This is a genomic window from Chitinophaga sp. OAE865, assembly GCF_040546735.1.
Taxonomy (GTDB): domain Bacteria; phylum Bacteroidota; class Bacteroidia; order Chitinophagales; family Chitinophagaceae; genus Chitinophaga; species Chitinophaga polysaccharea_A.
On sequence record NZ_JBEPOF010000001.1, the window covers coordinates 7,019,766 to 7,045,349 of the forward strand.

20 protein-coding genes are annotated in these 25,584 nt (G+C 48.0%); 10 read left to right on the forward strand and 10 right to left on the reverse strand.

Annotated elements, in window-relative coordinates; genetic code table 11:
* The first annotated feature begins 570 nt into the window (after nucleotides 1–570).
* Nucleotides 571–2,409 (forward strand): hypothetical protein, encoded by a 1,839-nt coding sequence (locus tag ABIE50_RS28000; RefSeq protein ID WP_209861650.1) that lies wholly within the window; start codon nucleotides 571–573, stop codon nucleotides 2,407–2,409.
* 66 nt (nucleotides 2,410–2,475) lie between these two features.
* On the opposite strand, the gene ABIE50_RS28005 is transcribed toward ABIE50_RS28000, so the two are convergent.
* Nucleotides 2,476–3,057: an RNA polymerase sigma factor gene (locus ABIE50_RS28005; protein WP_209861652.1), complete on the reverse strand. Its 582-nt coding sequence runs from the start codon at nucleotides 3,055–3,057 to the stop codon at nucleotides 2,476–2,478.
* 371 nt (nucleotides 3,058–3,428) lie between these two features.
* On the opposite strand from ABIE50_RS28005, the gene ABIE50_RS28010 reads away from it, so the two are divergent.
* The 6 genes from ABIE50_RS28010 to ABIE50_RS28035 all read left to right on the forward strand — a co-directional run bounded on the left by ABIE50_RS28010 (nucleotide 3,429) and on the right by ABIE50_RS28035 (nucleotide 13,945).
* A complete protein-coding gene (locus ABIE50_RS28010) occupies nucleotides 3,429–6,791 on the forward strand; it encodes a SusC/RagA family TonB-linked outer membrane protein (protein ID WP_354028205.1) in 3,363 nt (1,120 codons plus the stop codon).
* A 17-nt stretch (nucleotides 6,792–6,808) separates the two neighbouring features.
* Nucleotides 6,809–8,236: a RagB/SusD family nutrient uptake outer membrane protein gene (locus tag ABIE50_RS28015; protein WP_209861656.1), complete on the forward strand. Its 1,428-nt coding sequence runs from the start codon at nucleotides 6,809–6,811 to the stop codon at nucleotides 8,234–8,236.
* A gap of 20 nt (nucleotides 8,237–8,256) precedes the next feature.
* A complete protein-coding gene (locus tag ABIE50_RS28020) occupies nucleotides 8,257–9,144 on the forward strand; it encodes a substrate import-associated zinc metallohydrolase lipoprotein (RefSeq protein ID WP_209861658.1) in 888 nt (295 codons plus the stop codon).
* Between the two features lie 26 nt (nucleotides 9,145–9,170).
* On the forward strand, nucleotides 9,171–10,571 hold the full coding sequence (locus ABIE50_RS28025) for a DUF4302 domain-containing protein (RefSeq protein WP_209861660.1): 1,401 nt from the start codon (nucleotides 9,171–9,173) through the stop codon (nucleotides 10,569–10,571).
* A gap of 23 nt (nucleotides 10,572–10,594) precedes the next feature.
* Complete coding sequence (locus ABIE50_RS28030; protein ID WP_209861662.1) at nucleotides 10,595–10,996, forward strand: hypothetical protein; 402 nt, start codon at nucleotides 10,595–10,597, stop codon at nucleotides 10,994–10,996.
* A gap of 336 nt (nucleotides 10,997–11,332) precedes the next feature.
* A complete protein-coding gene (locus ABIE50_RS28035; protein ID WP_209861664.1) occupies nucleotides 11,333–13,945 on the forward strand; it encodes a putative LPS assembly protein LptD in 2,613 nt (870 codons plus the stop codon).
* 175 nt (nucleotides 13,946–14,120) lie between these two features.
* Here ABIE50_RS28035 and pdxR read toward each other — a convergent pair whose 3' ends face one another.
* The gene (gene pdxR, locus ABIE50_RS28040; protein ID WP_209861666.1) at nucleotides 14,121–15,584 is read right to left on the reverse strand and encodes a MocR-like pyridoxine biosynthesis transcription factor PdxR; all 1,464 of its coding nucleotides are present in this window, start codon (nucleotides 15,582–15,584) and stop codon (nucleotides 14,121–14,123) included.
* An 87-nt stretch (nucleotides 15,585–15,671) separates the two neighbouring features.
* Here pdxR and ABIE50_RS28045 point away from each other — a divergent pair, with 87 nt between their 5' ends.
* Both ABIE50_RS28045 and ABIE50_RS28050 read left to right on the forward strand, forming a co-directional pair.
* The gene (locus tag ABIE50_RS28045; RefSeq protein ID WP_209861668.1) at nucleotides 15,672–16,112 is read left to right on the forward strand and encodes a carboxymuconolactone decarboxylase family protein; all 441 of its coding nucleotides are present in this window, start codon (nucleotides 15,672–15,674) and stop codon (nucleotides 16,110–16,112) included.
* Between the two features lie 20 nt (nucleotides 16,113–16,132).
* Nucleotides 16,133–16,564 carry a GNAT family N-acetyltransferase gene (locus ABIE50_RS28050; RefSeq protein WP_209861670.1) on the forward strand — a complete coding sequence of 144 codons (432 nt, stop codon included), beginning with the start codon at nucleotides 16,133–16,135 and terminating at the stop codon, nucleotides 16,562–16,564.
* A gap of 98 nt (nucleotides 16,565–16,662) precedes the next feature.
* Here the strand turns inward: ABIE50_RS28050 and ABIE50_RS28055 are convergent, their stop codons facing one another.
* The 3 genes from ABIE50_RS28055 to ABIE50_RS28065 all read right to left on the reverse strand — a co-directional run bounded on the left by ABIE50_RS28055 (nucleotide 16,663) and on the right by ABIE50_RS28065 (nucleotide 18,878).
* Complete coding sequence (locus ABIE50_RS28055) at nucleotides 16,663–17,229, reverse strand: YceI family protein (RefSeq protein WP_209861672.1); 567 nt, start codon at nucleotides 17,227–17,229, stop codon at nucleotides 16,663–16,665.
* A gap of 257 nt (nucleotides 17,230–17,486) precedes the next feature.
* Nucleotides 17,487–17,915 carry an SRPBCC family protein gene (locus ABIE50_RS28060; RefSeq protein WP_209861674.1) on the reverse strand — a complete coding sequence of 143 codons (429 nt, stop codon included), beginning with the start codon at nucleotides 17,913–17,915 and terminating at the stop codon, nucleotides 17,487–17,489.
* A 57-nt stretch (nucleotides 17,916–17,972) separates the two neighbouring features.
* The gene (locus tag ABIE50_RS28065; protein ID WP_209861677.1) at nucleotides 17,973–18,878 is read right to left on the reverse strand and encodes a helix-turn-helix domain-containing protein; all 906 of its coding nucleotides are present in this window, start codon (nucleotides 18,876–18,878) and stop codon (nucleotides 17,973–17,975) included.
* Nucleotides 18,879–19,029: 151 nt separating this feature from the next.
* Between ABIE50_RS28065 and ABIE50_RS28070 the strand changes: the two genes are divergently transcribed.
* Nucleotides 19,030–20,016 (forward strand): aldo/keto reductase, encoded by a 987-nt coding sequence (locus ABIE50_RS28070; protein ID WP_209861680.1) that lies wholly within the window; start codon nucleotides 19,030–19,032, stop codon nucleotides 20,014–20,016.
* Nucleotides 20,017–20,215: 199 nt separating this feature from the next.
* On the opposite strand, the gene ABIE50_RS28075 is transcribed toward ABIE50_RS28070, so the two are convergent.
* The 5 genes from ABIE50_RS28075 to ligD form a co-directional block, all read right to left on the reverse strand.
* Nucleotides 20,216–21,580, reverse strand: coding sequence for a Gfo/Idh/MocA family protein (locus ABIE50_RS28075; protein ID WP_142686526.1), 1,365 nt, complete (start codon nucleotides 21,578–21,580; stop codon nucleotides 20,216–20,218).
* A 26-nt stretch (nucleotides 21,581–21,606) separates the two neighbouring features.
* Complete coding sequence (locus ABIE50_RS28080; protein WP_209861683.1) at nucleotides 21,607–22,464, reverse strand: sugar phosphate isomerase/epimerase family protein; 858 nt, start codon at nucleotides 22,462–22,464, stop codon at nucleotides 21,607–21,609.
* Between the two features lie 216 nt (nucleotides 22,465–22,680).
* Complete coding sequence (locus ABIE50_RS28085; RefSeq protein ID WP_209861686.1) at nucleotides 22,681–23,025, reverse strand: hypothetical protein; 345 nt, start codon at nucleotides 23,023–23,025, stop codon at nucleotides 22,681–22,683.
* An 87-nt stretch (nucleotides 23,026–23,112) separates the two neighbouring features.
* Nucleotides 23,113–23,289 (reverse strand): hypothetical protein, encoded by a 177-nt coding sequence (locus tag ABIE50_RS28090; RefSeq protein ID WP_209861689.1) that lies wholly within the window; start codon nucleotides 23,287–23,289, stop codon nucleotides 23,113–23,115.
* A 50-nt stretch (nucleotides 23,290–23,339) separates the two neighbouring features.
* Nucleotides 23,340–25,409 (reverse strand): DNA ligase D, encoded by a 2,070-nt coding sequence (ligD, locus tag ABIE50_RS28095; RefSeq protein ID WP_354028206.1) that lies wholly within the window; start codon nucleotides 25,407–25,409, stop codon nucleotides 23,340–23,342.
* Nucleotides 25,410–25,584 lie beyond the last annotated feature (175 nt).

Consider the following 25,584-nt stretch of genomic DNA (forward strand, 5'->3'; position numbering starts at 1 on the left):
ATTATTATTCAATTTTTTCTGCTGCCTTGTACCTTTCAATCCGTATATGTATTGCGAATGTATTTCATCATTACTCAACATCTGCAAACAAAAGGTTAACAGAAGATCATTAACAAAAAGAGACGGGTAAACCGGCTGTCTTTAGAAAAGTTCCAGCATCGCAAAACCAATCCGACGATTTTTGATAAAGCCCTACTGTGCTTCCGCCATCGCTATCAGATTGGGATTATTATCAGAGTTCAGCAGTTCATTTTATGCAGCAATGGCATCAATATTAATATTGCGACTTTCAGGAATAATTGCTGTTAACCAAACCTAACCGGGAAGACAAGCCCTTTCATCCCGTCCCTCCCGGATACCCTTCCGTTTATCAGCACTTTCCCGCCACCGCGTGATATCTACGCATTCCTGAATTTGCGCAGTTATCCTCTTGATGGCGAATGAATTTAGGTGGAGCTTTGCTAAAGCAGCAGGCGCCATTACAACTGTACCAACAGCCCCAAAATTTATGATAACTAACACCCCAAAAAGCACCTGCTCCTGTTTCCGATAACCCCAAAATAAAATGTCATGAGCTACCAGTTCAAAGGCAATTTAAAAGGACTTCTGTGCGACAAATACTGCATAGAAGCCATTGCCAACGTTAAGATCAGGCTTTACCGGGCTGCAGTTTCACGGGAAGTGATCCTGCAGGCCACCGCCGCGGAAAAGGAAACCTTCCATGAAGTATCTGCGGAAGAAGCCAAAAAGAAAGCCGGCAACCTGCTGGCGGAAACCCTCACCGATGCAGAAGGCAACTTCTCCTTTACACTGGGGCGGGAAAGCAAATATGAAGGCGAAGCATTCGACATCGACTTCGAATGCGGCAATGTGCCACGTCCCAAACCCTATCCCGGCCCGCTGCCCACTTTACAGTTCCACATCACCACGCTGCAACCCCGTTGGCGTGCGCAGGAAAACGATTTCCTAGCTTCCTGGGAATATCTGATCCCCAGCCGGTGGTGGTGCCTTATCAGGGCTAAATACGACTCGTGGGTAATTTGCGGCCGCGTGGTCAACTGTAAAACCCAGAAGCCCCTGCAAGGCCTGCGCGTAGCCGCGTTTGATGTAGACTGGCTCCAGGATGATCCTCTCGGCAGCCAGCTCACCGATGCCAGCGGTCATTTCCGGATTGATTATACCATGGCCGATTTCAGCCAGACGCTCCTTTCACCCTGGCTTAACGTGGAATGGCCCGCCGGACCGGATCTTTACTTCAGCATCACAGAACCAGTGTCCGGTGCTGTATTGCTGAAGGAAGACCGTAGTACCGGTCACCGTGCAGACCGCACCAATCGCGGCCCCTGCTTTTGTATTGAGCTCTGCGTACCGGACGATATCACTCCCAACAATGAAGTACCCGCCCTCTTCGAAAGAGTAGGCGCCTACGACATTGGTCCTACCGCGGCCCAGTTCGATGCGCAGGGATACACTACCGATGTGCCCCGTCTCTCTTTCTATGGCGCGCTGGATCTCAACGGCACCCTGCCCAGCGGTACCAACTCCAATGAAATGGAGTACCGTTTCCGCATCATTAATGCAGATACCAGCTATGAGCTCAGCGCTGCACAGGTGCTCAGCGCATTGCTGCCATTCAAGATCGGCGAACTGCTGAAGCAAACCGGTCCCACCACCTGGACGCACGATCCCGTAATTGTTACCCCTGCCCTCAACAGCGCCGGCGAAGTATGGATCCCTGTGCCCCGTGGCAACAACCTGACGACCGGTATCTTTACGCCTACCAACGGTGTACTGGCCATCCTCAATACTTCGCAGCTGGCGCTCAATGCCGCCGGTACCGCCTTCGCAAGGGATAATTTTGATCTTACTGCTCCTTCCGTGCTCGTAGCCGGCAATGCGGTACCTCCTGCGCAAAGAGCCAATGTTCATACTTTCAAGATTATTTTCGAAGCAAGGAAAGTTGGCACTACTACGCTCACCGCCGTCAATACACTGGAGAAGATAGTAGTATCCAATGTAAATTATAAACAAAGAAGGCACCCGGGCTGGGGCTATACCGGCGACGAAAATATTGCTGCTGCAGCGATGCTCGAAATCGGTGAAACTACCGGCAGTGGCCACGGCTGCGGCGGTATTACCACCACCGTTACCGCACAGTATACCATTGCCCATCCGCACATCGAAGCATTTACTATCCGCTTTGAAGGAAACCCGGTACTGCCGTCTGCTTTCAATGGCGGACCACCACCGGCCGCAGCAGAATACCATAACAACAGCCTGGTGTTCTCTACCACCGGCATGGAGCCATGCGCGTATATCCTCTGGCTTGACCTGCAACTGGGTCTTACCAACGGCTACCAGAAAATACCGCTGATACATGATCACATAGCTTTCTGTAAAACAGCATAGCAAAAAAAAGCAGCGAAAATGTTCTTCGCTGCTTTTTTCTTTTTAAATTATTTACAGGAGATCTTTTCAGCGCCGCTTCAAAAGATACAGGAGCTGAAGCAGGGTAAAATCGCGGAACTGTTCGCGCAAACGCTCATGGGCCCGGTATATCAGTATGTTGGCCACCCCTGTGCTCATGTGCATGATCTCTGCAATCTCTTCGTAGGAAAGCTCCTCATAATATTTCAGAAATACCGCTTCCCGCTGCCTGTTGGTTAAAGCGCTGTGCAATGCATTAGCTTTCACCATAAGTTCCTCCATGCGCTCTTTCTTCACTACCGGGTGCTCACAGGTAAGATCAAACCGGAAAGGAATATGTTCCCCGCTCAGTTCCTCCTCATGCCGGGATGGATTATACTCCAGCCTGCGGAGCAGGATGCGCCGGAAGGAAAGATACAGGTATTGCTTCACTGCCGCCGGACGTGTAATACGCTCCCTGTTCTGCCATAGCCTCAGGAAAAGATCCTGCATGCTTTCTTCTATACATACATTATCGGGCGTAAATTTAAATCCGTAATTCGTGAGCGGGGAATAATACTGTTCATATAATCCTTCCAGGGCTTTTACATCTCCTTCCTTATAGGAGTACCATAATTCATTATCATGCATGATGTTGGAATGATGGGATTAGTTCCATAGAAAGGAAGCAAAATACAGCAAAAAACGTTTACAGCAAAATGCGTAACCGCTGCCATAACAAATTGACCGTTCCTCTTTTTTGCTCAGATGGTATTATAATTTTAGTTAAATTAGCTTCATACACTATGATAAATGTACTGATGTAGATAAGATCCCGGTAAGTTTGTTTTTTTTGTTCGGAGCCATTTTTAATACTGCCGGGAAGCGATAGTGATATCAACCAGAATAAGATTAATCCTTATTACCTCTTTATGTATTCAACCAAAAGATGTAGAAAGCTGGGTGCTTTTCCCTACTCCCCTACATTGCCCGGATTATATTCAAATAAATCGCTGTTAACTATGAAGCTACTCTCCCTTTTCCTGCTCGCGCTTTCATTGCAGGCAAGCGCCAGGGATTCCCTGGAAAAACTTCCGCCTGATGCATTGCGGCAAACCTCAAAACCAGCAGGCCCTGTACATGGCATCGTCCGCAATGCCAAAGGCGAACCCCTGCCCGGCGCCTCGGTAAAAATAAAAGGCTCTACCAGGGGCGCGATTACCAATGCGGCAGGCGCATTTGACCTCGATGTACCGGATGGCGCCACACTGGTAATATCTGCCGTGGGCTACAAATCCAGGGAAGTAAGGGCTACCGCCAACCTGGTGATTGCCCTTGAGGAAGATGTAACAGAGCTCGGCAGTGTGGTAGTAACCGGCTTCCAGAACATTGACCGTAAAAAATTTGCCGGCGCAGCCGTTACCCTTAAAGCAGATAACGTAAAAATAGACGGCGTGCAGGATGTAAGCCGTATGCTGGAAGGCCGTGCTGCCGGTGTAAGCGTACAAAACGTTTCCGGTACATTCGGCTCTGCACCTAAAGTGCGTATCCGCGGCGCTACTTCTATCTCCGGTGAAAACAAACCACTGTGGGTAGTAGACGGTGTGGTGCTGGAAGATATCGTGAATGTATCCAACGAACAGCTTTCCAGCGGCAATATCAATACTCTGCTGGGCTCCGCAGTAGCAGGGCTGAACTCCAATGATATTGAAACCTTCGATATCCTGAAAGATGCCGCCGCCACTGCCCTTTACGGCGCCCGGGCCATGAACGGCGTTATTGTTATCACCACCAAAAAAGGTAAAGCAGGCAGGGCGCTTATTTCCTACACCGGCAACTTCGGCGTACAACTGAAGCCTTCCTACGAAAATTACGATATCATGAACTCGGCCGACCAGATGTCGGTGTACGCTGAACTGGAACGTAAAACACTGCTGGAATATGCAGAACAGATCAACGAACCGACCTCGGGTATTTATGGTAAATTGGGCCGCCTCCTTCAGTATCCCGACGGCAGCGATAAGTTTGCAGTGCTCAATACCCCCGAAGGCCGGCAAAAGTGGCTGATGCAATATGCCAACGCCAACACCGACTGGTTCGATATCCTGTTCCGTAATTCACTTACACAGGAACATTCTCTCAGCCTGTCTACCGGCAGCGAAAAATCACAGCTTTATCTCTCCACCAGCTTCTTCAACGATGCAGGATGGACCATTGCTGATAATGTGAAACGGTATACCGTGAACATGCGGGCCAACTATACCCCTAACAATAAACTGAGTTACGGGTTGCAGATCAATGGTAACGTACGCCAGCAACGGGCGCCAGGCACGGAAGACCGCGTATCAGACGTGGTACAGGGCACCTATTCCAGGGACTTCGACATCAACCCCTTCTCCTATGCACTGAGCACCAGCAGGGCGTTGAGGGCATACGATGAAAACGGCCAGCTGGAATACTTTACACGGAATTTCGCACCGTTTAACATCATCGATGAAACCAGGAATAATTTCACGGACCTTAACGTGATCGATTTCAGGTTGCAGGGTAACCTGAACTATAAATTCAATAACCACTTCAGTTATGATTTCACCGGCGCTATCCGTTATGCCAGGACCAGCGCGGAACATAAATCAAACGAAAACTCCAATGAAGCCAATGCTTACCGCGCCAATGGCAACAGCATCATTAACCAGCGGAATAAGTTCCTTTATAAAAACCCCGACTTCCCTAACGACCCGGCAGTAGTAGTATTACCTTACGGAGGGTTTTACCGGAGAAATGATGTGGAACTGAAAAACTATACGTTCCGTAACCAGTTCACCTATAACCAGTCGTTCAACGATGATATGCACCAGCTGAACATACTGGCCGGACAGGAAGTAAAATATGCCGACCGCCAAACTTCCAACAACGTGGGTGTAGGCTACCAGTACAACAGCGGCGGAACACCTTTCGTGGATTATCTCTTCATCAAAAAAATGACGGAAGGCAATAAAACCTATTATGGCGTAAGCAATGAATACGACCGCTTCATCGCATTTTATGCCAATGCCGCCTATACGTATAAAAATAAATATACGCTCCAGGCTACGGTGCGCGAAGACGGTTCCAACAGGCTGGGCAGCTCTCCCAATGCCCGCTGGCTGCCCACATGGACGGTGGCAGGTAACTGGAACGTTGACCAGGAAGATTTCCTGAAAAATTCCCGCGCCATCAGTCACCTGATGCTGAAAGCCAGCTACGGGCTGAACGCCAGCACCGGCGCTGCTACCAATACCACCGCCATACTCCGGTCGTTTGTAACCGCCAGGCCCTATCTCACCGATCAGCAAACAGCCATCCTGATACAGGCACTGGAAAATTCTGATCTTACCTGGGAGAAAAAATATGAACTGGATCTTGGCGCCGATGTTGGTTTCCTGGATGAAAGACTCGGGTTCACCTTCGATTACTACCGCAGGAAAAGTTTTGACCTGATCGGCCTGATCAAAACTTCCGGCGTGGGCGGACAGGTTAACCAGTTTGCCAACTATGCCGATATGAAATCGCATGGTATTGATGTAGCGCTTACCGGCAAAATCATCGCGCAGAAAAATGTGGGTCTCACCAGTACCTTCATCTTCAGTTATAACAATACCCTTATCACCAATGCCAAAAACAACCCGGTGATCTTCGACCTCGTGGGTGAAGGCGGCGGCGCACTGGAAGGTTATCCTGTACGTGGACTGTTCTCCCTGCAGAACGCAGGACTGGACCCTAATACAGGCGTAGCGCGTTTCATTAATGATACCGGCACCGTATCGCCGGGCGTATACCTGCAAAGTCATAATGTAAAGTACCTGAAATATGAAGGCCCTGCGAATCCTACCGTCACCGGCGGATGGAGCAATACTTTCCGTTATAAGGACTTCTCCCTCAGCGCACTGATCACTTACCAGGCAGGAAACAAGATCAGGCTTACACCGGTATATACCACCAATTATACCGATTTCAATTCCCTGCCCAATGAATTTAAGGGAAGATGGAGTTTACCGGGAGATGATAAGAAAACAAATATTCCTTCCGTGGCCGACATCTACACACAAACGGACCTTTTGTCGAACACCGCCTATCCTTACAACAACTATAACTTTTCCAGTGACCGCGTAGCAGATGGTGGTTTTGTAAGATTGAAATCAGTGACCCTCAGCTACCAGATCCCCGCGCCATTGCTGGGTCGTATCGGGTTAAAAGGCGGATCGCTTACGGCTACGGGAAATAACTTATGGCTCATCTACGCAGATGAGCGCCTGCACGGGCAGGACCCGGAGTTTTATAACACCGGCGGGGTAGCATTGCCTGTCAATAAACAGATAACCGTTTCCCTGAGGGTAAGCCTTTAATCCAAAAAGTATTGATTATGAAAAAACTACTCACTTATATAGGCTTGTTTACCGCCATCCTGGCGGCACCGGGCTGTAAGAAATACCTGGAAACACTGCCGGACAACAGGACGGTGATCACCACGCCTGCACAGGTAACCCAGCTGCTCACCACTGCGTACCCGCATGCCAGTTATATGCTGTTCTGCGAAGCGATGAGCGATAACGTGGAAGACAAAGGCAACACCGGTGTAGGTATTGATCCGCAAACATTCCTGATCAACACCCAAACTTTCAAGTACCAGGATGCCGATGATATTTCCGCTGATGGTCCCATCGCTTACTGGGACTCCTGCTACGCCGCTATTGCAGTGGCTAACCAGGCATTGTCTTATTGCAGTGGCCCCGACTCAGCCAACTACTCCGCGCAAAAAGGTGAAGCCCTTGTATGCAGGGCATATGCACATTTTATGCTGGTTACCCTGTTTGCAAAGGCATATAACCCCACTACCGCTGCCAGCGATCCGGGCGTACCTTATATGACCACAATCAGTACTTCTGTATTTAACAAATACGACAGGGGAACCGTAGCCGCCGTATACCAGAAAATTGAAAGTGACCTTACTACGGGCCTGCCCCTGCTGAAAGACGAACTGTATGCCAGCGCGCCCAAATACCATTTCACCCGGCAGGCTGCACATGCTTTTGCTGCAAGGTTCTACTTATTCAAACGGGATTATGCAAAAGTAGTGGAACATAGCACCGCTGTTTTTGGCAGCGCCAGTCCGGCTAACCTGATCCGCGACCAGGATGCGTTCTATGGTATGTCTTACGACAATATGGTGATCTACTATAACCACGCTTCCAATCCCGCCAATATCCTGCTGCAGGAGGCGCCGGGCACCAAATACCCCGATAACTATTACAGCTACCGTTATGGTATAGGCACGCAGATCAACCAGGAATACTTCCTTTCGAATAATGTAACGGGCGGCAGCCTGGCCATGTCTATTTACGGTTCGGGGCCTCAGTATTTTAACTTCCCTAAATTCAAAGGCGATGTCACTGTAATGTCGCTTCTGAGTATGGATGAAGTGCTCCTGAACAGGGTGGAAGCCAATATCCGCTTAAAGAATTACAGCGCAGCCATTACCGACATGAATACCTGGGTAAGTAAAAACATTTCCAATTACAACCCTTCCAGGCACAACGTTACCATTTCAAAAATGATGAACTTTTACGGCCTGCCGCAGGATGAATCCATGATTGAAACGGCGCTTTATATGAAGAGGGTTACTTACATGCAGGAAGGTCTCCGCTGGTTTGATATTCTCCGTTTGGATATCCCGGTAGTACACACCGGATCTCCCGGCTTCAGCACTACCCTGGCTCCGGGCGATAAAAGAAGACTATTACAGTTGCCGGCGGAAGCAGTGAACGACGGAATGGCACTGAACCCGAGATAAACCCTTTAAAAATGACATTCATGAAGCTACATATCATCTCCGGCATCTTCCTGTTACTGTTCATGGGAAGCGCCTGCAAAAAAGAAAAGGTAAACCTTACCACGCCACCGGTTGGCCTGGGCGGCGATTCAACCGCCACCACACCGGAGGATATTTTTATACACGATAGTCTTACGGTGCCTTACAACATCGCCGTATACTACAAATGGCTGCCCGGGCAACTGGATTTTCCTTATGAAATTGTTCCGCCCAAGGCGGAGAAGATCATCCCGGCGTTGAAAGCATTGCTGGCCGTTACTTTCCGGCCTTATAACGAGCAAACCGGCAGTACAGTTTTTTTAAGAAGATACCTGCCGAAAACTTTTAAGGTAGCAGGGTCTGCACAATTTGAAAGTAATGGTACCATCATCCTGGGGCAGGCGGAAGGAGGTACTTCCATGGTGCTCTTTGAACTGAATAATTTCACCACCCAGGCAAAGGACTCCAATATCCTGAAGCGGATGGGACATACCATGCACCATGAGTTTGGCCACATCCTGAACCAGAATATAATGGTGCCTCCTTCATTCAAACAGATCACACCAAGGTATACCGGTAACTGGTACAATATCTCCGACCAGGAAGCGCGCATGGATGGATTCATTACCGCTTATGCGGAATCGGATCCGAATGAAGATTTCGTGGAAATGGTGGCCTCCCTGCTGATAGGAGCTGATAACGGCAACGATGGATATGATGATTACGAAAAGATCCTGGCCGACCAGACCGATGGACCGGGTACACCGGGATATGAAGCTATCAAAGCTAAAGAAGCAGCGGTAGTGGATTATTTCGCAAGGTCGTGGTCTATTGATTTCTACGCGCTGCAACGTAGATGCCGCAGAGCGCTGGCCGCCTATTATCAATAATTGTTGATCACCCTGAATTATTATTTATGAAAAAGATATGGATATACTATTTCCTCAGCATAGCAATAATCCTTTCCGGATGCGACAGGAAATCAGACCTTAATATTGACGGGATACCAACGGATGTGAGAATAGCACAGGCCCTGGCAACCTATCAGCAAAAACTTACGGACGCTCCCTTTGGCTGGATCGTTACGGAATATACCAATGGCACCTCTACCAATGGAGGCGTTACCCGTAACGGACCTAAATCGGTTTTTTCCTATTATATGAAATTCGATAAAAACAGCCAGGTATCTATGCTGTCGGATTTCAACATTGGTGCGGCCACTGTTTTTAATAACACCAGTTACCGCATCAAGGCTACGCAGCGCCCTACGCTGATCTTTGATACCTACAGTTATGTTCATCTTCCCTGCGACCCGGATCCCGGTGTGTCCAACGGCCCGTTCGGATCAGGCTTTGGCTGGGGAACCGATTTTGAGTTCGCCTTCGCGGATAATGTGCCGGCGGCAGAACTGGGAGATACCATCCGCCTGAAAGGAAACCTGAACCATGCAGAAGCCATTATGGTGAAGGCTACCCAGGCAGAACAAACAATGTTTAACACCAACGGGTTTGGCTCTTACAGCACTTTTAACAAGATACTGCAGTACTTCAAACGGGTAAATGCCGGCGGTACTGTGTTTGAAATCACCCCCGGTGTAGGCGGCAGATCTTTCGATATTAAAACAGCCGGCAGCCAGGTAATCACCAATGTTGGCTGCCAGTACACGGCCACCAGTATCATTTTTGATAAACCCGTTACCGTTGGTTCCCTGGCCGTTAAAAGCCTCGATAACCTGGTGTGGAATGCCGGCGCCGGTACTATCAGCACCAATATTAACGGCACTACGGCCAGCACCATTGTGCCAGCTATTGCGCCATTGTCGCCGGAACCAGGCATTGCAGTGGCCTTCTATAATGAAGGCACGGAAAATCCCTGGCTCACTATTCCCGGCTTCCATGTAAAAGGAGTGGATGATGCATATAACATCAGGCAACTCACTTTCCCCGGTCGTACCTATTACCGCTTTGTTTATTACCCTGGCCTGGTAGACGCAGGAGGAGGCGAATTTTATGATGTATTGTCGCCCTTTTTCGTAGGCGCTACCAACGGGTATCCTTACCTGTTTGCAGGTGGAGTGGCCTATCCGTATTTACAAAGCGGAGGACGTCTCACTTTCGAAATGCTCGATGGCGGTGATCCCATTGTAAATCCTCCCGGTCTGATCGCCACCAATACCATTTTTAATACCGGTAAAGTAGCGCCACCTTATTTGGCTAACTCTGCTGGTTTTTACATTGTCCGTAAAGCTGATGGAACTACCATGGATATGGTAACCGCCGCAGATGCACTGGGTTGGATCACATGGAACCATCAATAATCTTATTTTAAAATCATTGTCAGATGAAAAAGATTTTCCTTATAGCAGTTCTCGCAATTTTGGGAGGCCAGTACGTATACGCCCAGCAAAGCAGCGTCTCGCCCGTTACCATGGTAAAACAAGGTTATAGTCAGACAAGGGCTAACACCGACTATAGCTTAATATACCTGAAAAATATTCCGGTGACCAGCACACAAAAACCACAGGTCAATAAAATGATACTGGACTATCTGGACGCCAAAAGGGCATTGGCGCTGGAAAATAAAAAAGATCCCGGTATTTACCAGCAGCGACAACCCGCATTGTTCAATAGTTTTAAAACAAAGCTCGCCACAGTGCTAAGCAGCGAACAAATGTCTGCTTTCATGGCATCCAAACCTACACCGGATGCTAAAAAGAGCTTATTAATGGGACTATTCTATTAATACAAAAGGGAGGGGATGCTGATCCCCTCCCTTTTATTCTATACTTTTCTTCCCGGGTATTTCCACACGGTGCTGTTCTCCCCACTCCTTCATGGCACTGATCACCGGCTCAACTCCCGGAAACGACGCCTGCCTCCTTTATAAAATGTTAAAAGTATGGGGAGCTTCCATTTCCGCTGATGGTTTCCAAAGTATCTTTCACAGCCATCCCGGCGGATTTACATTCTTTTTCACTTAAATGTTCCAGGTCAGTATCCTTTTTGTAACTGGTTACACGAAGCAAACATAACCATTCCGGTACTATTTTCGCTCAACGGATGCCATCCAATTGCTTACATGAAAATACTTTGCCAGCTACTTTCAGTATTACTGATTGCCCTCATTTTTATTGCCGCAGGCATACCGCATACGGCATCCGTTACTACAATGGAGGCATTGGATAGCCTCCCCGCCGATACATTGCCCGTTGCTTCGCCCGACAGCATCGATGCTCCCATCCATTACAAGGCCAAAGATTCCATTGTTATGCAGATCCCCAAAAAACGTATACTTCTGTACGGTAGCGGCGATACCAAATACAAAGAAACAAATATCACCGCGGAGCGTATCAGCTTCGACCAGGAAAATGGCATGGTGCAAGCCACCAAAGTAACCGATACTGCCGGCAAAACCATTGGCCGCCCGGTAATGACCGACAATGGCCAAAGCTTTGAATCAGACACCATGCTGTTTAATATCACCTCCCGAAAAGCAAAAATCTATAATACCCGGTCGGTTTATGGAGAAGGATATATCACCAGCCAGCAATCCAAACGACTGGCTAATAACACCATCTTCGGGTTTAAAAATACTTTTACTACCTGCGACCTCGATACGCCACACTTCCAGTTCCGCGCCCGCAGGATAAAAGTGATCCCGGATAAGCTGGTGATCTCCGGACCGGCTAACCTGGAAATTGAAGGCATTCCCACACCGCTGTATATACCATTTGCCATATTCCCCATCACCCAGGGGCAACGTTCGGGTATCCTGCCTCCACAATATGTGGTGAACCAGCAGAAAGGTATTGGCCTGGAAAACGGCGGTTACTATATCGGGTTAGGCGATCATTTTGATCTCACCATGCGGGGGGATGTGTATTCCTACGGAAGCTGGAGCCTTACTGCCAGCCCTACCTACCGGAAACGCTATAAATATAACGGTGGGCTTAACCTGAGCTTTGCCAATACCCGCTTTGGCGACCCTGCGGTTAAATCGGAGTTCGCTACTTCCAAGGATTTCCGTGTTACCTGGAACCATAGCATGGACAGTAAAGCCCGCCCCGGTGTGAACTTTGGTGCGGCAGTGAATTTCGGAACATCTTCCTATAACAAATACAATGTGTACGACTACAATACCCGTGTAAATAATAACATCGGGTCGTCTATCACCTTTTCCAAAACCTGGCAGGGCAAACCCTATAATCTTACCATGGGTTTGAACCATTCCCAGAACCTCAGTACCCGCGATGTGTCTATCTCCTTTCCGGACGCTACCTTCACGGTGAACACCATTTACCCTTTCCAGCCAAAGGAAATGGTAGGCGCGCCAAAATGGTATGAGAAAATAGGTGTTTCCTATAATACCATCCTGCGTAACCAGGCTAATTTCAAGGATTCCCTGTTTGGCAAGCAGGCCATGTTCGATGCCATGCAAACAGGCATGCAGCATAATATCCCGATCTCGTTCTCCATCCCGGTGTTTAAAACCTTTACCTTATCGCCGGGTATTAACTATACAGAGTATTGGTACACCAAGAAATTTGTGCGTAAATGGGACCCCAACAAGTGGAACCCGGGGCTTGACACATCAGGCGCCATTGACACTACTTATATTCCGGGTTTTTACAGTGCACGTGATATCAGTGCCAGCATGTCGTTATCGACCGCTATATACGGTATGTACACATTCAAAAAGACCTCCAAGATAAGAAAGATCCGACATGTGATGCGACCCACGCTGAGCGCCAGTTATCGTCCGGACCTGTCCAGCAAATATTACCATGAGCTGCAGTATAATGCTGCGGGCGACAAGCAAATGGTATCCGACTTTGATGGTGCCATCATCGGGGTACCGTCTCCGGGGGCGTTTGGTGGTTTGAACTTTGGGTTGGATAATAACCTGGAGATGAAAGTGTTTTCGAGGAAAGACACCACGGGAAACCATGAAAAGAAAATAAAGCTGCTGGATGGTTTCGGGATCAATGGTAGCTACAACCTGGTGGCCGACTCTTTTAAACTATCTACTTTCAGCCTATACGCCCGTACCAACCTGTTCGACAAACTGAATATCTCTGCCAGCGGAAACATTGATCCATACCAGGTGGATGCCCGCGGCCGCCGCCTCAACAAATACGTGTGGCAACAGGGCAAGATCAGCCTGGGCCGCCTCACCAACGCCAGTATTTCCATGAGCACCTCCTTCCAGTCGAAAGACAAAAAGAGCGTGGCCAAAGAACAGAAAATAGATTCCTTACAAAACATGCAAACCGGCGACGCCGCCTTTGCTGCACAACAACGGCAACTGGCACAGGTACGCAACAATCCCGGCGAATACGTGGATTTTGACATTCCATGGCGCTTAGATCTTTCCTATAGCCTATCGTATACCAATACCATCATCCCCGATTCCGGCGGTGTGGTAAAGCGCATTACCCAATATGTGAGCTTTAATGGCGATTTCAGTCTTACACCCAAATGGAAGATAGGTTTGAACAGCGGTTTTGATTTCACCAATATGCAGATCGCTTACACCAACATGTACATCTCGCGGGACCTGCACGATTTCAACCTGTCCATCAACCTCATCCCGTTTGGTACCTACCGGCAGTTCAGTTTCACCATCAGCGCCAAAGCGGGGCTGCTGCGGGATCTGCGGCTTAACCGCACCAGGCAGTTCTTTGACCAGTAGTCGCCTTCGGCGATGCGGATTTTGTCCTGGAACACTGATTACGCTGATTTTAATGATTAGCCTGATTTTATTTTTTAGATCCTATTTTTCCTACTTATCTTCCCCGGTTATCAAATTCAAAAAAACATCAAAGCAATCATTTAAATCAGCCTAATCAGTGTTCCAGGACAAAATCCTATTTCAGCACCTTCTCCAGGATTGATACCGCAGCGGTGATTTCTTTGTTGTTGAGAGAAGCAAAGCCAAAGCGCAGCGCGTTCTGTGGGGCAGTGCCATAGCTGTATTGATCGCCGCTGCTCATTTGTAGTCCCAGCGCGGCGGCTTTGGCTGCAATTTTTTTCAGCGGGTATTTTTTTGAGAAGCGCAACCAGATAGCCATTCCGCCGGAAGGCACCGTAAATTGCACGGCGTTGCCAAGCCTGGTGCTTAGTAAATGACAAAGCAGGTCGCGTCTTTCTTTATAAATTTTATTTGATTTCTTGAGATGTCTTTCTATAGTCCCATCCAGGAGCAGGTTGGCCAAAGCCTGTTCAGAGAGGTTATCACCGCGCAGGTCCATCAACCGGCGCAGGTTGGCGGCTGCCTGGATAAAGCTGGCCGGGGCTATCATAAAACCAATACGGATAGATAAGCCCAGCGATTTTGTAAAGGACCCGATATAAATAACATTGCCTCCATGATCTGCACTGGCCAGCGGCAAAATAGGGGCCGAACTGTAGTGAAAATCATAATCATAATCATCTTCTATTACCGGTAGCTTATACTTCCGGATCACTGCCAGCAGCTTCATCCTGCGTGCAGCGCTCAAGGTAACCGTAGTTGGATGGTGATGATGCGTAACCAGGTACAGCATCTTTATTTTCCGTTTGCTGCATAGCTGTTCAATCATGTCCACATCAATCCCTTCCTCATCTACCGGTACGCGCAACAGCTGTGCGCCAAGCTGTTCAAAGCAAAGGTCTGCAAAAATATAATTCGGATTCCCGACAATTACCAGATCATCCTTTTTAATCAGCAATGCCGCCGCCAGGTAAATAGCCATTTGTGCGCCACGGGTGATCATAATGTGCGGGAGACTGATATTTAGTCCGCGTGTACCTGAAAGATACTCCAGCATTTGCTTACGTAAGGCATCCAGGCCCGCGCTGCCGCCATACATCAGCAGCTTGTGATAACGCGGGCTTTCTATCACCGACCGGCATTCCTTTACCCAATCTGCAAGGGGAGCCAGGCGGGCATCAGGAAAACCGTCATTAATAATGAGCGCAGTGCCGGCAGGTTTAGTTACAGGTACCTGCATGTTGAGTGCATGATAAAATGGAAAGCCCACTGTTTCCCCGTAAGGAGATATACCACCCTGGTAAGTCCTGGGACGGATCACCGGTAAATTATCCGCCACCATTACCCCCTTTCTGGGAACCGACACCAGCCAGTCCTGGCTTACCAGTTCATCATATGCCGCAATCACCGTTTTGCGGTGCAGCTCCAGTTGTGTGGCCAGTAGCCGGCTGCCGGGAAGGAATGAGCCCGGCTTCAGCAGGCCTTCCTGGATCAGGCCTATAAGGCGGTTAGCGATTTGCTGGTACACCGGGAGCTTCAGCGTTTTGTCTGTTTGTATCAGTGTTTTAAAGGGCAGCATCTGGACTACTTAATGATTACAAAGTGGACTACTAAGATACTCCAGTTGCTGATAATTTTGTGGGGTCATTTTTAATAAACAACGGCTATGAAGACGAGATTTTTAATGAACGAAACGGAACCAGGCGCCTATGCCGCTATGGTGGCTATGGAAAAATATCTTAGTACCACCGGTATTGCACCACTCCACCAGGAAATGATAAGGGTACGTGCCTCCCAGATCAATGGCTGCGCTTTTTGTGTTGATAAGCATAGTAAAGATGCCCTTAAACAGGGAGAAACCACACAGCGGCTGCTCCTGCTCAGCGTATGGCGCGAATCGCCGCAGTTCACTGAGGAAGAAAGGATCATCCTGGCTATGACCGAAGAAATTACGCAGATCAGCCAGCAGGGCCTCACCGACGAAACATATGAAAAAGCAGTGGCAGCGTTTGGACTAAACGGTACCGCACAGCTGATCATGGCTGTTAATATTATTAACGCATGGAACCGGATTGGCGTATCCACCCGCCGTATCCCAGGTCAATAATCCAATTAAAACTCCGCTATATGGTAACTGTAAAAACCGCCGGCAGTGATGCAGACCTGCTGGCCTGCAGTGAGGTGATCCTGTTTCTCCGCCCTTTCCTGAAACGGGAGGAGCTGTTATCGCAACTCAAGGATATGCAGTCTGAAAAATATGAGATCGTGTATATCACGGCAGAAGAAGATCCGTCCGTAGTGGCTGCATTCGCTGGCTTCCGTCATATGAACAAGCTGCACTCAGGAAAAACAATCTATATCGATGACCTGGCCTGTTTACCTGCTTACCAGAAACGCGGCTATGCCGCCATGTTGCTGGATCATATAAAGGCGCTGGCACAAAAGGAAGGGTTACGTTTTGTACAACTGGACTCAGGGCACGGGCTGCATCCTGCACACCGGCTGTACCACCGGCAGGGGTACCATATCTCTGCGCACCACTTCTCTCAGCCTTTGTAAGGGCGGTAACGATGGTCGCGCCGGCATACGCGTTGATGCCTGTCGCTTAAATGGGCGGTAACGATGATACCCGTGCACGGGCACACGGCGTATCACCGTTACTGTTTTTTAGCCTGTACATTCAGGGTTACCGTGAGCTTATCGTCAATGGCATTATCCGGCCCTACCTGGAAATCCTTCCTGTTAATGGTGAACTTACCGGCAAGCTGCAATGCTCCGGAAGATACCACCGCTGTGAACGGGAAGGCAATGGTACGTGTAATTCCTTTGATGGTGAGCGCCGCAGTGAGCTGGTAGGTAGATGGCTTATCTGTAGCCGTAACACTGGTGGCAACAATGCGCATCACAGGAAATTTTGCCGCATTGAAATATTTCTCCTCCAGCAGATCGCGATCGCGTTTACCAATACCTGTACTGATCGTATTTACGTCTACAGTGGCGTCTATTGCTGTTGATTTCAGGTTGGCCGGATCGAAACGGATGCTTCCCCTCAACCCTTTGAAATAACCATTGACGGTAGATGTAAATATCAGGTGATTGATGATGGTGAACTGTACTTTTGAACCCTGGTCGACAGGCGTATATTGTTGTGCCTGGGCAGTGATACTGCAAATTGCCAGGAGGCATAACAGCCATATACGGCTTACGTTTGCGGATGTTTTCATAGTTACGAAGTTGATCAATTCCCCGCTTATTGCCAAATCATAAACGCGGATTTTGTCTTGGAACACTGATTCCGCTGATTTTGATGATTAATTTGATTTTATTTAAGAATCTGATATAATTAAGGGAGATATGAGCAAGTATATTTGTTCTTATCTCCCTTAATTATTATTCAAAAATCTAAAATAATATCAGCGAAATCATCAAAATCAGCGAAATCAGTGTTCCAAGACAAAATCCGCATCGCCGAAGGCGATAACTACGCTTCTTCCGCAACTTTCTTCAGGCCGGCCAGCACCTGGCGCCAGTTATTGCGGGAATGATCACAGGCCTGCTGGTCAGCAAAATTCTCCTGGCTCACAGTGAAGCCGGTAGTACCGTTACCATTGCTGCTGAGGGTATAAACGATGATGGAATAATTCTCCGGCTTATCTTCTTTGCCGGAGCTCAGGTAGGAAAAGGATAACTGCTTGTCTTTTTCCACTGCCAGCACCTCTCCTTTTTCTTCGTAGCGTTGTCCTTCCCATTCACCGGACCAGGTAACAGGACTGCCTGCTTTCCAGTCGCTGATAACATCTGTTTCAAAAAAATATTCTTTTATCAGTGACTTATCAGTGATGGCGGCCCATACTTTTGAAACAGGGGCATTGATGCTGATGGATTCCGAAAGTTTTAACTGCTTGTCCATAATACATTGTTTTTGATGTTACAATATTAAGGAACCACTGTTTCGGCGAATTGCATTTTACGGATTAATTCTAACGGAATTGGGAGTAACGCCAAACTTCTTCTTAAACGCATTATTAAAATGCTGTGGCGTGGAATAACCCAGCTCATAGGCGATTTCAGCAGATGTTTTCTGTGTTTCCTGCAGGTACTGGTTAGCCAGTTGCAAACGTTGCCCGGTAAGATAATCAAACACTGTAGAGTTAAAGGTTTCTTTAAACCCGCGTTTGAGCTTATATTCGTTCAGTCCTACCAGCTGTGCTATTTCACTAAGACCGGGAGGGTTACTGAGCCGGGTATTGATCAGGTCTCTTACCGCAATGATCTTTTCCTTGTCTGTTTTATTTTTTATGAAGATGTTTTTCTTCTCCGCATAGTTATATGCTTCTGCTGAAAGCACCAGTAATTCGATACTTTTCGAGAGCAGGAATAATTTCTTCAGCTGGCCGGTAAAACGGCAGTTTAAGATCTGACCTATCACCTGCTGGATACCGGCATCAATAGGCCCCCAGTTTTCAGACAGCAGCACACTTTTCCCGCTCAGTACTGCCTCACAGAACCGTTGCAGGTGCTCATTGCCGTTTTGGGTAAATTCCAGGAATTGTGTTTTGGAGAACTGGATACCGAAGGTTTCAATCTCTTTGGCTTTAGGCATTATTTCAATTTCAAAGCCGTTCGAGTACATGATGTTGTGATGCCCCCCGACCAGGTCAAAAGAGCGGCCCAGCTGCTTATATGAAAAAGCGTAATCGCCTTTCATACCAAAATGCAGGCGTACCACATCCGTATCATTACCGGCATGTACGCGGTCTTGCTTGGTGTACCGGGAAACCGTGTGTGTTAAGCGGATATCATCGCAAAACCAGTCGGTGATATCGGTAATACCGGACGGAGTAATTAACTGGTATTGTTTATCGTGGTTCATAATGGGACCTTAAAAATACGAATATTCGGTACCTTCCTGCACAGGGCATCTTTGATTTGCACAATTAATACTGTAATAATTACAAGTATGCAAGTATTACGCCGCCTATCTTTGCCCCGTTATTATTACCACCAACCCGAAAATAAATCATATGAAGTACAGAACATTAGGAACAACGGACGTGAAATTGTCAGCCATTGGACTGGGCTGCATGGGGATGAGCCATGCGTATGGCACTCCGGATGATGTGGAATCTATTGCCACGCTTGAAAAAGCGCTGGAAATAGGGATCAATTTCTGGGATACTGCAGATGTGTATGCTGCAGGAAAAAACGAGGAGCTGATCTCCAAAGTATTAAAACCTAACCGCAGTAAGATCTTTCTTGCTACCAAATTTGGATTCACTTCTTCCCCTGCTTCCGGCATTACACATTTTGATGGTTCGCCGGCCTATATGAGGAAGGCTGTGGAGGCGAGTTTGAAGAGATTGCAAACGGATGTGATCGATCTATATTATGCGCACCGGATTGATCCGAATGTGCCGGTAGAAGAAATGGTAGGCGCAATGGCTGAGCTGGTGAAGGAAGGTAAGGTCCGCTACCTGGGCCTCTCTGAAGCATCTGTAAACAGCCTGCGTAAAGCGCATGCGGTGCATCCTATCAGCGCATTGCAAAGCGAATACTCTTTACTTACAAGGGATGTGGAAAAAGAGATCCTGCCGGCATGTAAAGAACTGGGCATCAGTTTCGTGCCATTCAGTCCGCTTGCCCGCGGCCTGGTTACCAACGACCTGGACATCACTAACCTGGCGGACAACGATTTCCGCAGGTCGCTGCCACGTTACCAGGGTGAGCATGCAGAGAACAACCGCCTGCTGGCCGCCGGCTTTGCAGCACTGGCAGCGGGTAAAAACTGTACACCTGCACAACTGGCCCTGGCGTGGGTACTGGCACAGGGGGAAAACGTGATCCCTATTCCAGGCACCAAAAGAAGGAAATACCTGCTGGACAATGCCGGCGCAGTGGATATCAATTTAACGGCAACGGATCTGCAAAACCTGGAAGAGCTGTTACAGAAATACCCCAACACCGGCGACAGGTACAATGAGGCCATGGATAAACTGGTGGACCGCAGTTAGCGGATTTTGTCTTGGAACACTGATTTCGATGATTTCGATGATTACGCAGATTTTATTTTAAGAATCTTGTAAATATTAAGGGAGATATGAGCGGGTATATTTGCTCTTATCTCCCTTAATTATTATTCAAAAAATTTTAAAATAATATCTGCGTAATCATCGAAATCAGCGTAATCAGTGTTCCAAGACAAAATCCGAATTACATCTTGAACACCTTGCCTCCCACCATTACTTCCTGGGTAGCTTCGTCAAAGGTAGCCTTCATACCGGTGCGGTAAGCTGCGTTACCCATAATCAGCGCAATAGAGTGTGAGTAAGCTGCTTCAATGGGTGCATTGGGCTGCTTACGTTCACGCACACACGTCATCCAGTTGCGTACATGCGCATTGGTGAGCGGATCACCGCCGGTGTTTGCGCTGGTTGCTGCAGCCTCTTCATTGCTGAGCGTTTGGCTTGGCAGCAGGTTGGCATGCATTCCCATTTCCTGGGCTTCCCTTTCTGTAAGGCCGCCGGTAGGGCTTATTTTGTTGGTAGACATATCGATGGTGCCACCATTCGAATAATAGATCTCCTTGGTACCGCCGGCGGAGTTATGGAAACGGCTGCTGTACATTACCTGGAAACCGCTGGACGGATCATTTTCCGGACCATAGTCGAATACCGCGGTAAGGGTATCAGGGTTCTTACGGCCATCTTTCCACATATAAATACCTCCGTTGGCCACGGCGCTGCGCGGGTGTTTCAGACCGCTGAACCAATGTACCGTGTCTATCTGGTGGGTCATCCACTGCCCGAAGATACCGGAAGAATAAGGCCAGAAGAGGCGGTATTCAAGATATTTGCGCGGGTCCCAGCTGTCTTGCGGGCGACCTGCCAGGAAGCGCTTCCAGTCGGTATCAGATTCCTTAATGGATTTCACCAGGTCGGGACGGCGCCAGCGGCCGGGCTGATTTACGTTCCAGGTCATTTCCACCATGGTAATGGGGCCAAATTTTCCCTGCTGGATAAAGTTGGCGGCCGCATGATAACTGGGACCGCTGCGGCGTTGTGTACCCACCTGCATAATGCGGCCGGAATCCTTCACGGCCTTGAGGGCGCTGCGGGCGTCTTCCATTGTTTCAGCGAAAGGCTTTTCGCTGTATACATCGCACTTGTTCTTTACTGCCTCAATAGTGTGGTAAGCATGCTGGAAATCGGCAGAGGCAATGAACACCGCATCCAGTCCTTTGATATTATACAGCTCATCATTATTCATACAGGCCTGAACGTTATGCCCGGTTTTCTGCTGCAGGAAAGCTTTTCCTTCATCTCTGCGGCGGTTCCATATGTCAGACACTGCAATCAGGTCGAAGTTCAGTTCCTTGTTGTTGTTAAAGAAAGATGGCAGCAGGGCCTGGCGCGCACGATCGGAAAATCCTACCAGTCCAACGTTTACACGGTCGTTGGATCCCATAATACGGGCATAGCTGCTGGCGGGTATTCCCATCGCGCTGATGGTGATACCGGCTCCTGCCAGTAACGACTGTTGCAGGAATTCCCGTCTTGTTTTTTTTGATTCAGACATATAAAAGCGTTTTTATAGTGTGTTGTTTATTTGGCGTAAGCTTCTTTCAGTTGTCCTTCCAGGTAATCGAAGGCCGGTTTATATTGCGTAGCGGGATCTTCCCAGCGGCATTCCATCATAATGCGGCCGGTATACCCGATCTTATGCAGTGCCGCAAAATAAGGACGGAAATCGTCTCCCGCAACGCCGGGGGCGGTGCGCTTATCTCTTTCGGCAATATGGCAATGCACCAGTACCGCTTTTGCATTTTCAATGCTGGCAGGTGATTCCTGTTCTTTCAGCATATGATAAATATCTGCTGTAAGCCTGAAGTTGGGATGGCCGATCTTTGTAACGATCTCATTCCCTTCAGCCAGTGTGTTCACGAAATTAGTTTCAGTGGAATTAAGATTTTCCATGGCGATGACGATATTGTATTTACCGGCCACCGCTGCCATTTTACGGCATAAACCGATGAACTGCTGTTTGCATTTTTCGCGGTCCGCCCCTTCCGGTATTTTTCTCGCCTCACCACTACCCAGCACGATGAGCTTTATCCCTGCAATTTTTGCGCGCTGCATTACAGAGTCCACATAGCCCAGCACCCTTTCTTCATTTACCTCGCTGCCTACTATCTTCATTGTTCCGGGGATAAATACGTTACAGGTCTGGATCTTGCATTTGCTGCCACGGATGGCGTGCAGCTGTTCCCTGAACTGGGCTTCGCTCAGTGCGGGAGACAATATCTTGCGCACCGTTTCTTCCAGGCAGGTAAATCCTGTGGCAGCAGCGAGACTGTCGTTCGAAAAAGAAGTACAGATCCCTATAGCAGGAAGTGATTGTGCATTCGATTGCAAAAATGAGCAAAAGACAAAGGAAAAAAGCAGTAGCAACCATGTTTTCATAACGTCTGGTAAGTTTATGTGGAAAAACGGAACAGCATTAAGATAATATCTAATTCCGGAAAAACAAAACAAAAAGAAGGCGGGCGGGAAAAAACGTAAAATAATAAAGGCTATCATTATACCTTCCTGATAATTGCACAGCAAAGCAAAGTGATAGCCCATTGAAATAAAAAATGATTGAATTTTTATGGGGAAGAAAGGAGAAAGAAATTCAGATTATTGATATTCCTGCTCTAAAAATGTACCCAGTTCCTGTTCAAGCTTTTTACGTTCTGAATAAAAAGGAAAAAGCCTGTCCAATACGTTGCCGCTGCCCGTAACAATAAGATCCAGTAAAAAACAGATGACCAGTATAACCGATGGTTTCGGAGTTCTTTCTATAATCATCCTGTTTTCTTCTCTTGTTACCTGTATTGCTACAAACCATGATTTCTCCACAAAGAGACTTTGCTTATTACCAAAATCAAACAGGTTGTACGCATATCTGCCGGAGAATCTTTGCTGCAGCGTGTTTGCGATGTCATTAATAGATGGGAGTATTTTTGAGGAGTTGATGACCATCTTTTTTTCTTATCAATTTAACTATAAATTCCGAGAAATGGTCAATAAAAAAATGTAGTTACTATTTAACCGGATCAGCCTATCTCTTCACAATTCAGGATCTGTACGATACCCCTGCGGGTACAGTGAGTGTGGTACTACGAAGCCCGGCATACCATAGGTCATTTCTTCACGGAACCCCGGGCGGTAGATGTTCGCGCACCGTTTGCCGCAGGCGGGTGAGTATTTCCTTACGGTCAGGGGATAGTGCGTTATTGTATTCATCGGGAGTCATGCCTGGGGAATTATATCTTAAAGATAAACATTCCCTTGGTTTATACTCTTACTGAAAACTTTTTCAGCAGACGCTCCAGGTTCACTCCCCTTCCCAATACGGGCTTAAAAAGATCTCCTTCTGATCTGATCCGCTCCAACGCATTCTTAATGGTAAAATCGGTCATCTTTAAACCTTTGCGCACTTCATCCCAGTGCAGGGGCATAGATACTGTGGCGCCGGGTTTGGGGCGAAGGGAATAAGGAGCGGCAAGCGTTGCTTTAGGACGGTTTTGCAGGTAATCTATATAGATCCGTCCCTTCCTGTTACGGGTCATCCGTTCAATGCTGGTAAATGCGGGCAGCTGTTCATGCGCCGTTGCAGCGATCAGTTTTCCGAAAAGCTGGCACTGGTCGTAAGTATACTTTGCGCCTAAAGGAATATAAATGTGTATACCGGTGGACCCGGATGTTTTGGGATAGCTTTTCACACCCAGGTTTTCCAGTACCTGCCGAACCACCTGGGCGGTTTGAATAACCTGCTGAAAAGTATTTCCTTTATCAGGGTCAAGATCAATCAGGCACCAGTCGGGGTTATCAGGCTGTTGTATGGTGCTGTTCCATGGGTTCATTTCAATGGCGCCCAGGTTAGCCATCCATAGCAGGCTGGCTTCATCTTCCACTACCAGGTAATTTTTATCTTCTCCTTCACTGGTGCGGTAGGGGAACTGTTTTACCCATTCAGGCGCTACAGCGGTAACATCTTTCTGGTAAAAACTTTTCCCGTTTATACCATTCGGAAAACGGTTCAGTGATTGGGGTCGGTTCAGCAGGTAAGGAATAATATACGGCGCCACCTGGTAATAATAGTTCAGCATATCCCGTTTGGTATATCCTTCTGCGGGCCAGAATTTTTTCCCGAGGTTACTGAACTTTAACTGGTGATGATTTACCTGTTTTACCTGGGTGGCCTCTGAAGGATTCAGCAATGATTTCCTGCTGTGCTTACCAACCGGTTTTGTTAACCGCACCATTTTCTCCTGCTTTTTCCCGGGCAATATATCCGCGGTTTCAACGGGTTGTTCGGCAGTAACGGTTTTAGCCGGCTTGTCGGTGCGCATGCCTTCAAAACTGGGATGCCGCATCACTCCATCACTGGTGATCTCCGCATAGCTTACCTCGCAAACCAATTCAGGCTTCAGCCATGTAGCAGTGGCCAGCGGCGGGTTTTGGCGGAACCGCGAAGGTTGGTTTACATCCGGTGTTTCTGTAAAAGGACATTTCTTTATGATCAGCTTCCGGAAGGATTCCATCATTTCTTTTTGTTGCCGCGCATTAAAGCCGGTACCTATTTTACCGGTATACCGGAGCGCCCCGTTCTCATACACACCTACCAGCAGAGAGCTGAATGGCTTGGGAGAGCCTTCATTATTGGTAAAGCCGCCGATCACCACTTCATGCCTTTTGTTTGTTTTTATTTTCAGCCAATCCCTGCTCCGGTCCTGTATATAAGGACTGTCAGCCTTCTTAGCCATAATTCCTTCCATTCCCATTTTCTTTGTAGCTGCCAGGAGTTTTGCAGGGGACGCATCAAACGATTCGCTGTAACGGATAATACCTGTTGGCGGGATAAGCGCTTCCAGTAATGCCCTTCTCCCGGTAAGCGGTAAACCGGTAAGATCCCTGCCTTCATACCAGAGCAGGTCAAAGATATAATACGCCAGCTCTCCGTCTGCTTCGCTTCTCCAGTTTTGAAGTGCGCCGAAATGAGCAATGCCATTTTCATTCAGCACACAGATCTCCCCATCTATCACTGCGTTCTTATCCAGTTGAACCAATGCTTCATAAACGGGGTAAAATTTATCGTTGAAAGATTTATTATTCCGGGAGATAAGGTTTACCTGGTCATGATTGCATAAGGCAACGGCACGGTAGCCATCCCACTTCACTTCATATAACCATTCCTGCTGCGCAGGCGGACTATCGACCAGTGTTGCCAGCATCGGCTTTACTGTTTTTGGGAAACGTGTTTCCGGCGCCCCGGTGAAACCATTCTTTTGCAGAATGCCCTGCTGTTTCCTGGATAAGCCCCCAGGGAATGCTTTGGGATTTTTTTTGTTCGTGGATCGCATATCCATTCAACAGTAATTCTTATGCCAGAAAACCAATTCCTATGCATATGAAGCCTTCACAGGCAGCGCTTTCACATGAGCCTGCCAGCTTGCCCTGGCAAGCCCTTCAGCCTGGTTGGTACTGCGGCATTATTACACAGATGAGTGATAATATCCCCACTCTCAAAAAATGCTT